This window comes from Flavicella sp. (genome assembly GCF_029238425.1).
In the GTDB taxonomy this organism is placed as follows: Bacteria; Bacteroidota; Bacteroidia; order Flavobacteriales; family Flavobacteriaceae; genus Flavicella.
In genome coordinates this window covers 1-6119 of the sequence record NZ_JAQWGB010000023.1, presented here as the reverse complement: position 1 = coordinate 6119, position 6119 = coordinate 1, and the positions used below count along the sequence as shown (strand labels likewise).

At 32.7% G+C, this 6119-nt stretch carries 10 protein-coding genes; 1 reads left to right on the top strand and 9 read right to left on the bottom strand.

From position 1 onward, the window contains the following. The 6 genes from P8H68_RS01515 to P8H68_RS01490 form a co-directional block, all read right to left on the bottom strand. The coding region (locus P8H68_RS01515; protein ID WP_300320727.1) for a stress protein at positions 1-1123 on the bottom strand (1123 nt) is incomplete at its 3' end. A 19-nt stretch (positions 1124-1142) separates the two neighbouring features. Continuing rightward, positions 1143-1631 carry a heme-binding protein gene (locus P8H68_RS01510; protein WP_300320725.1) on the bottom strand — a complete coding sequence of 163 codons (489 nt, stop codon included), beginning with the start codon at positions 1629-1631 and terminating at the stop codon, positions 1143-1145. A gap of 147 nt (positions 1632-1778) precedes the next feature. After that, positions 1779-1997, bottom strand: a complete 219-nt coding sequence (locus tag P8H68_RS01505) for a hypothetical protein (RefSeq protein ID WP_300320723.1) — start codon at positions 1995-1997, stop codon at positions 1779-1781. 16 nt (positions 1998-2013) lie between these two features. After that, the gene (locus tag P8H68_RS01500; RefSeq protein WP_300320720.1) at positions 2014-2232 is read right to left on the bottom strand and encodes a hypothetical protein; all 219 of its coding nucleotides are present in this window, start codon (positions 2230-2232) and stop codon (positions 2014-2016) included. Positions 2233-2469: 237 nt separating this feature from the next. Then, the gene (locus P8H68_RS01495; RefSeq protein WP_300320717.1) at positions 2470-3165 is read right to left on the bottom strand and encodes a response regulator transcription factor; all 696 of its coding nucleotides are present in this window, start codon (positions 3163-3165) and stop codon (positions 2470-2472) included. Next, positions 3158-4198 carry a sensor histidine kinase gene (locus P8H68_RS01490; protein WP_300320714.1) on the bottom strand — a complete coding sequence of 347 codons (1041 nt, stop codon included), beginning with the start codon at positions 4196-4198 and terminating at the stop codon, positions 3158-3160. The genes P8H68_RS01495 and P8H68_RS01490 overlap by 8 nt, the downstream gene beginning before the upstream one ends. A gap of 178 nt (positions 4199-4376) precedes the next feature. On the opposite strand from P8H68_RS01490, the gene tatA reads away from it, so the two are divergent. Beyond that, complete coding sequence (gene tatA, locus P8H68_RS01485; RefSeq protein ID WP_300320711.1) at positions 4377-4649, top strand: twin-arginine translocase TatA/TatE family subunit; 273 nt, start codon at positions 4377-4379, stop codon at positions 4647-4649. Between the two features lie 60 nt (positions 4650-4709). On the opposite strand, the gene P8H68_RS01480 is transcribed toward tatA, so the two are convergent. From P8H68_RS01480 to P8H68_RS01470, 3 genes are all read right to left on the bottom strand, one after another. Next, a complete protein-coding gene (locus P8H68_RS01480) occupies positions 4710-5351 on the bottom strand; it encodes an O-methyltransferase (RefSeq protein ID WP_300320708.1) in 642 nt (213 codons plus the stop codon). A 19-nt stretch (positions 5352-5370) separates the two neighbouring features. Then, positions 5371-5628: a hypothetical protein gene (locus P8H68_RS01475; RefSeq protein WP_300320705.1), complete on the bottom strand. Its 258-nt coding sequence runs from the start codon at positions 5626-5628 to the stop codon at positions 5371-5373. Positions 5629-5636: 8 nt separating this feature from the next. Further along, a partial coding sequence (locus P8H68_RS01470) for a sigma-70 family RNA polymerase sigma factor (RefSeq protein ID WP_300320703.1) occupies positions 5637-6119 on the bottom strand: 483 nt, incomplete at its 5' end.

Below are 6119 nucleotides of genomic sequence, written 5' to 3'. Positions count from 1 at the left end.
AAGTAAGTGAGTGCAATCCATAATAGATAGAATACCCTGTTTCTAAATAATTAACCGGACTTAACACACCGTCTTCAGACAGTTTACACAGTTGAATACTTGCATCATCTCTAGTACCTACAGCCAACAAAGCTTCGTTATTTTTGGTAGAGATAATCTCTATTCTAGTTTGACCAGATAATTTTGTGTTTTCATCATCTTTCAAAACAAAATGAGGTTTTAACGCTCCATTTCTTCCTGCTTTAAAAACGCTCACTCCATCACCGTGATAGACAAAATCTTTCTTTTTAATAAAGTTTCCTCTTTTGTAGTATTTATGATGTCTGTGACCAACAATTACATAATAATTTTTTCCTAACTGAACTCCAGTTACTGGATAAGCTCCTGTTAAATAACGATCCGTTTCGTTATCGTCAATATTGTTTACATTTTTAAACTTTCCACTTTCATAGACTTTAAAACTGCTGACACCATTGTCTTGAAAACCGCTGGTATACAAATACGTTCTACCTTTTATTTTATGGGTATACATTCCAATAATCCCATCAGTATGAATTTTCTCATCATCTTTCATAGATTGAATGTGAGTCAACTCCCCATTTTTTTCAATTCTAAAAGAACTTAGTCCAGGAGTTTCTTCTAAACCTCCTACAAATAAATAAGAAGCCTTTTTCATGTGGATTACTTGCAAGGTAATGGCAGTACCCAAATACGTCTCTTCAGTATCCTCTTTTAGAGCAACGCGTTCTAAGGAACCGTTATCATCAATAGCAAAAGTTTCAATAGCATTTCCATGTTTGTTTGCTACAAAAAGAAAATCATTCCCTTGAACATTATCTGCTACCATCCCTCTGGCAGGGCCTTTTTTCATGTACAATTCATGGTTGCTGATAGACGTTAAAAGCCCTAAACTATCCAAACTAAATACATCGATATTTCCGAAACCTCCGGCATATACAAATTGCTTTCCTCCTTTTTTATAGCTGGTAACGGTTACCGTATTCTTTGCCGACAATTCTTTGAAATCTGTTCTGTACAAAGTTGGTTTTTCTCCGGTTTGAGCGATTGCTAGCTGAACTAAAAACAATGCCGTTAGGAATACGTACTTTTTAATATGATTCATAATTAAATTGATTGTTAGATTATTTTAAAACTGATTTAGCACCTATGGTTGCGATTTCTCTATCTTGCTCAATAGTTCCACCACTCACACCAATAGCTCCAATAATTTTTCCGTTTTTATCTTTGATTGGAATTCCTCCAGGAAAGGTAATCAATCCTCCATTAGAGTGTTCAATATTATAGATGATACCGCCTGGTTGCGTAAGCTCTCCTAATTTACCTGTATCAATATTAAAATACCTAGCCGTTTCTGCTTTTTTTATGGCCACATCTATACTTCCTAAATAGGATTCATCCATACGAAGAAAAGCTTTCAGATTCGCGCCTGCATCAACTACAGCGATATTGACCAATACGTTGGATTCTTCTGCTTTTTTCTTAGCAACCAACACAGCATTCAAAGCTTGTTCGGCAGAAATATCATGTGTGATTTGTGCTTCTAATGAGCTGGATAAAACTGTAAATACAAATATAACAATGTAGGCATGTATCCTTTTAAGTACTTTCATAGTTCTTTTAAAATTGTTCAATTATTAACTTTATTCATTGTGAATGGCAAAGTTTATTTTTTTCAAGGAACAATTTGTTGAACTAGTTCAACTTTTTGGAAAAAGACCAATAAAAGTAAGGAATGGGGATAGAATCATATTCTAAAATCAATCCGGTAAATCCTCGCAGATAAATCCATGATTGGTTACCAATTGCACAACAGCATCAGATTGTAAATCGCTAGCAGATTCTATGCGCAATACTTTATCCACATCTTCAAAATCTATAGACCAAGTATAAATAAAAGGATGTCTTCTAAAGATAGCTCCAAACATTCTAGCTTTTCGTCTTGACTTGATATTCGTTTTAAAAATCATCAAACTCATAACAGTTTTTTTAAAATTACAATCCTAGTTTTGAAAACACCTCGTACACCAAAACCGCTGGCCAAACCAATGATTTCAACACTCCTAATGCACCTGCACCAAAACCTGTTGCAGTGGATAAAAAATAAATAGCAGAACCAAACATTCCCATTCCATATAGGCAACTCATGGAAGAATTATTTGAAGTTTTAGATTGACATTTTTCTTTAAATTCTTGTAGTTTTATAGTTTCCATAATTTTTAGGTTTTTAATTGTTTCTCAAATATCTAACAACTAAATGACCTGCTCAATTCTATTATGCAAAGCGGAAAATAATGTCTGCGAAATGGCCTTTTCAATCGGTAACTCCGTATTGTAAAATGGATCGATGTTTAGGAAAAAAATTCGAGTCTATCTCTCCTAAAACACATGCTATCCAAAAAGGAAAAAAGCAGAAAAGACTTATTTAGCATCTTTAGTAAACTAAATAAACTATGTGTTATGAATTTTATTAAAAAACCCTGTTTTATATGTATCTGAAATAGGAATTATTTCTTTACCAATATGAATTCTACTTCGCTCTATAGAATCAATTTTATGCAAAGAAACCATATAAGATTTATGCACTCTACACACCAAATCCGAAGGAATCATTTCTTCCAACTCTTTGAAATTTTGCAAAGTCATAATGCGCTTTTCTGTGGTATGAATTCTACGATAATCACGCATTCCTTCAATAAAAATAATATCCTGCAACATTATTTTCTCCAAACGATTTTCTGTTTTTACAAAAATATAATCCTGAGAAACGGTTTGAGGAATTGTATGCTGAATATTTCCCAAAGCTTTGGTAACCGCTTGTAAAAAACGTTCAAAATTAAAAGGCTTCAACAAATAATCCGTGATATTTAATTCATAGCCTTTTAGCGCATATTCTTGATAGGCTGTGGTAATGATTACCTGACTTTCTAACTTAGTGCTTTCTAACAATTCTATGCCTGTTAGTTCGTCCATATTGATGTCTAGAAACAACAAGTCTACCTTATGTAATTTCAAATAAGCGAGTCCCATCAAGGCATTGTCAAAAGTTGCCTCTAAATTTAAAAAGGGAATTTTTTCAACAAATAATTTGGTACGCTCCAAGGCAAGCGGTTCATCTTCAATAATGATACAGCTATATTTATTCATGACAAATGCTAACGTTTACAGAATAGGTATTGTTTTCTTTTTGAACCTCCAAGGTATGGTTATTTTTATACAATAGCTGTAATCTTTTTTCAATCAAATCATTTCCTAGTCCATTACTTCCCTCTTTCACCTTTCTATTTGGGTCGTATTTATTGACACAGGTCATTCTGATACAATCGGACTCAATAGAAATTTTTATCTGTATAGCATTGCTCAATTTTTTGTTGGTACAATGCTTAAAGGCATTTTCAATAAATGGAATAAATATCATAGGTGCAATTTTTCTATCCTTTGCAAGTCCTTCGATGCTATATTGTATATAGTCAGTATTCGCAGTTCTAATTTTTTGCAACTCTATATACTTCTCTATGTACTCAATTTCTTTTGAAAGCAATACCTCTTCTGTTTTGGTTTCAAAAAGCATAAATCGCATAATATCTGATAGCTTATTCAAATAATCAGAAGCCTCCTCTTGATCTTTTAAAATCAACACATCAATATTATTAATTGTATTAAATAAAAAATGAGGATCTAATTGAGATTTCACTAAAGCCAATTCTATTTTATGGTTTTTTTCTATCAAAGCTTCTTTCAATTTCATATCGTGAAACCAAGTAATAAATCCTTGAATCACCAAAGCGATTACCCCACTAATGGTTGCAATAAAAGCAATGAAAATTACAATCCCCGCGAAAGCATCCTCCTCCTCACTAGAGCAGGTATCGCTTACAAAATTAAAAAGCATGGCATACCCTATCAATCCCGCAATGGCAGATATTACAAGTCCGTATACCAATGTTTCAAAATATTGTTTTTTCTTAAAGAATTTTGGAAACAAGAAAAAATAGTAGAGATAAAAAGAAAAAACAGATGGGATCAAACCAAACATAGTTATGATTCCAAATGCCTTTTGCATTAAAGATTCTTCCGCATTTTCATTCCCTTGAAAAAATGCCGCCATCAAACCCATCGCTACAATAAAGTAACAAAGCCAAACGCCGAGATGTAAAAATAGTATCGCTGATTTTTTCATAAGAATCCGTTGCAAATGTGTTCCACAAATTTATTCTAAAAACTAGAAGCAAACTAATAGAATCTGCAACTCAGCCTTTTTCATCTGCAAAAGAGGAAAAACTCAAGAGAATCAATTCAAAATAATATTCAATTTTTCTCATGGCTTATTACTATCTTTGTGACAAATTATACAGATTATGATGTTATTTATTGGAGCACCGGAAGTCATGGTAGTTCTACTTATTGTAGTAATGTTGTTTGGTGCAGATAAAATTCCTGAGATTGCAAGAGGACTAGGAAAGGGAATGCGTCAGATTAAAGATGCTACCAATGACATCAAAAGAGAAATAAATACCAGTGCAGAAAAAAATGGAATTGATTTAGATGTGACCAAAGACATCAAAAAAGAAATTGATTCTGTAAAGGAAGATTTGGAAGACATGAGTGGTCCAATCAAAAGACAATTTTAATAGACTTTTATCTATATAAACCCTTCGGCAAGCTCAGGGCACCTTAAAATATAGATTTTACTATTTTACTCTACTCAAAGTCAAACCATCTCGAATAGGCAATAATACGGTTTCAATACGATCGTCTTCATTCATTAATTTATTGTACTCTAACAAAGCTGCGGTATCCACATCCTTCGGATTTAATTTTTCAATCACTTTTCCGCTCCATAAAACATTATCAGAAAGAATGACACCTCCTGGATTCATTTTATCAATGATAAGATTGAAATAATTAGAATAATTCGCTTTGTCAGCATCAATAAACACAAGATCAAATTTATCTTCAATACTCGGAATAATTTCTAAAGCATTCCCTACATGCTGTTTGATTTGAGAACCAAACTCAGATTTATCAAAATATTTTCTTTGTAAATCGTATAATTCTTCGTTTTTATCGATAGTATGTAAAACACCCTCAGCACGCATACCTTCTGCCATGCATAAAGCAGAGTAACCTGTATAAGTTCCTATTTCTAAAATATTTTTGGGTTGAATTAATTTAGAAATCATAGAAAGCACTCTTCCTTGAAATCCACCACTTAACATACGTGGATTTAAAACCGTCTGCCAAGTTTCTCTATTTAATTCTTTTAAAATTTGTGGTTCTGCTTGAGAATGAGCAACTACATAATCATCTAACTTCTCCGGTAAAAAATCCATATAATACTATAGGCTTATTTTAATTTTGCTTTTCTTTTTCAAACAAAATACGCATCTGTTCTTTCTCTTCTTCAGACAGACTACAAATGGCACTTCCTCCTTTATTTTTATTCAAGATTTTAGACAACAGATTATTCTGTTTGGTATAAATTGAACAAAGTTTACATCCTAAAAAATGGATTCTTAACTTAATAATCTCCATTATCGTTGCCTTTCCATATTGCGATTTGTCGCATATAGTTGTGGCCTCATCACAAGTAATTTTAAATTTTGCCATGAATACTCTTATTTAATAAACCAATTATCTTCCATACATTTTCTCAACTGAGTCCTAGCTCGGTGGATTATTACCCATAAATTGGACGACGTTATATCAAGCTCCTTACAAATTTCTTCTGTATCAAAATCTTGTAATGTTTTCATTCTGAAAACCATAGCATATTTCTCCGGCAGTTTCTCAATACATTTAGATAAAGCCTCGCCTAATTCGGCATTTTCAATATCCTTATCTGCATCATTCCCCCAAGTTTGTGGAACCCTTTCTTCTAACCAATCTCCTTCGTTTTCACCATCATTGTAAAAATTCATTCGTACCTCAGCTTTCCCTTTAGTAGAATTTATTTTTCTGTAATAATCAATGATTTTTCTTTTCAAGATGGCTACCAACCAAGTTCTTTCACTGGCTTTTCCTTCAAAATTTTTCATTGCCTTTAAGGCAGCAAAAAAAGTTTCTTGAACCAAATCTTTTGCAATCTCAGTTTTATTAAC

What these genes read in the sequence shown, in the direction of transcription:
- P8H68_RS01495 (WP_300320717.1), bottom strand. Translation starts at nt 3,165, where the DNA reads ATGAATAAATATAGCTGTATCATTATTGAAGATGAACCGCTTGCCTTG.
- P8H68_RS01500 (WP_300320720.1), bottom strand. Translation starts at nt 2,232, where the DNA reads ATGGAAACTATAAAACTACAAGAATTTAAAGAAAAATGTCAATCTAAA.
- tatA (WP_300320711.1), top strand. Translation starts at nt 4,377, where the DNA reads ATGATGTTATTTATTGGAGCACCGGAAGTCATGGTAGTTCTACTTATT.
- P8H68_RS01505 (WP_300320723.1), bottom strand. Translation starts at nt 1,997, where the DNA reads ATGAGTTTGATGATTTTTAAAACGAATATCAAGTCAAGACGAAAAGCT.
- P8H68_RS01480 (WP_300320708.1), bottom strand. Translation starts at nt 5,351, where the DNA reads ATGGATTTTTTACCGGAGAAGTTAGATGATTATGTAGTTGCTCATTCT.
- P8H68_RS01475 (WP_300320705.1), bottom strand. Translation starts at nt 5,628, where the DNA reads ATGGCAAAATTTAAAATTACTTGTGATGAGGCCACAACTATATGCGAC.
- P8H68_RS01490 (WP_300320714.1), bottom strand. Translation starts at nt 4,198, where the DNA reads ATGAAAAAATCAGCGATACTATTTTTACATCTCGGCGTTTGGCTTTGT.
- P8H68_RS01510 (WP_300320725.1), bottom strand. Translation starts at nt 1,631, where the DNA reads ATGAAAGTACTTAAAAGGATACATGCCTACATTGTTATATTTGTATTT.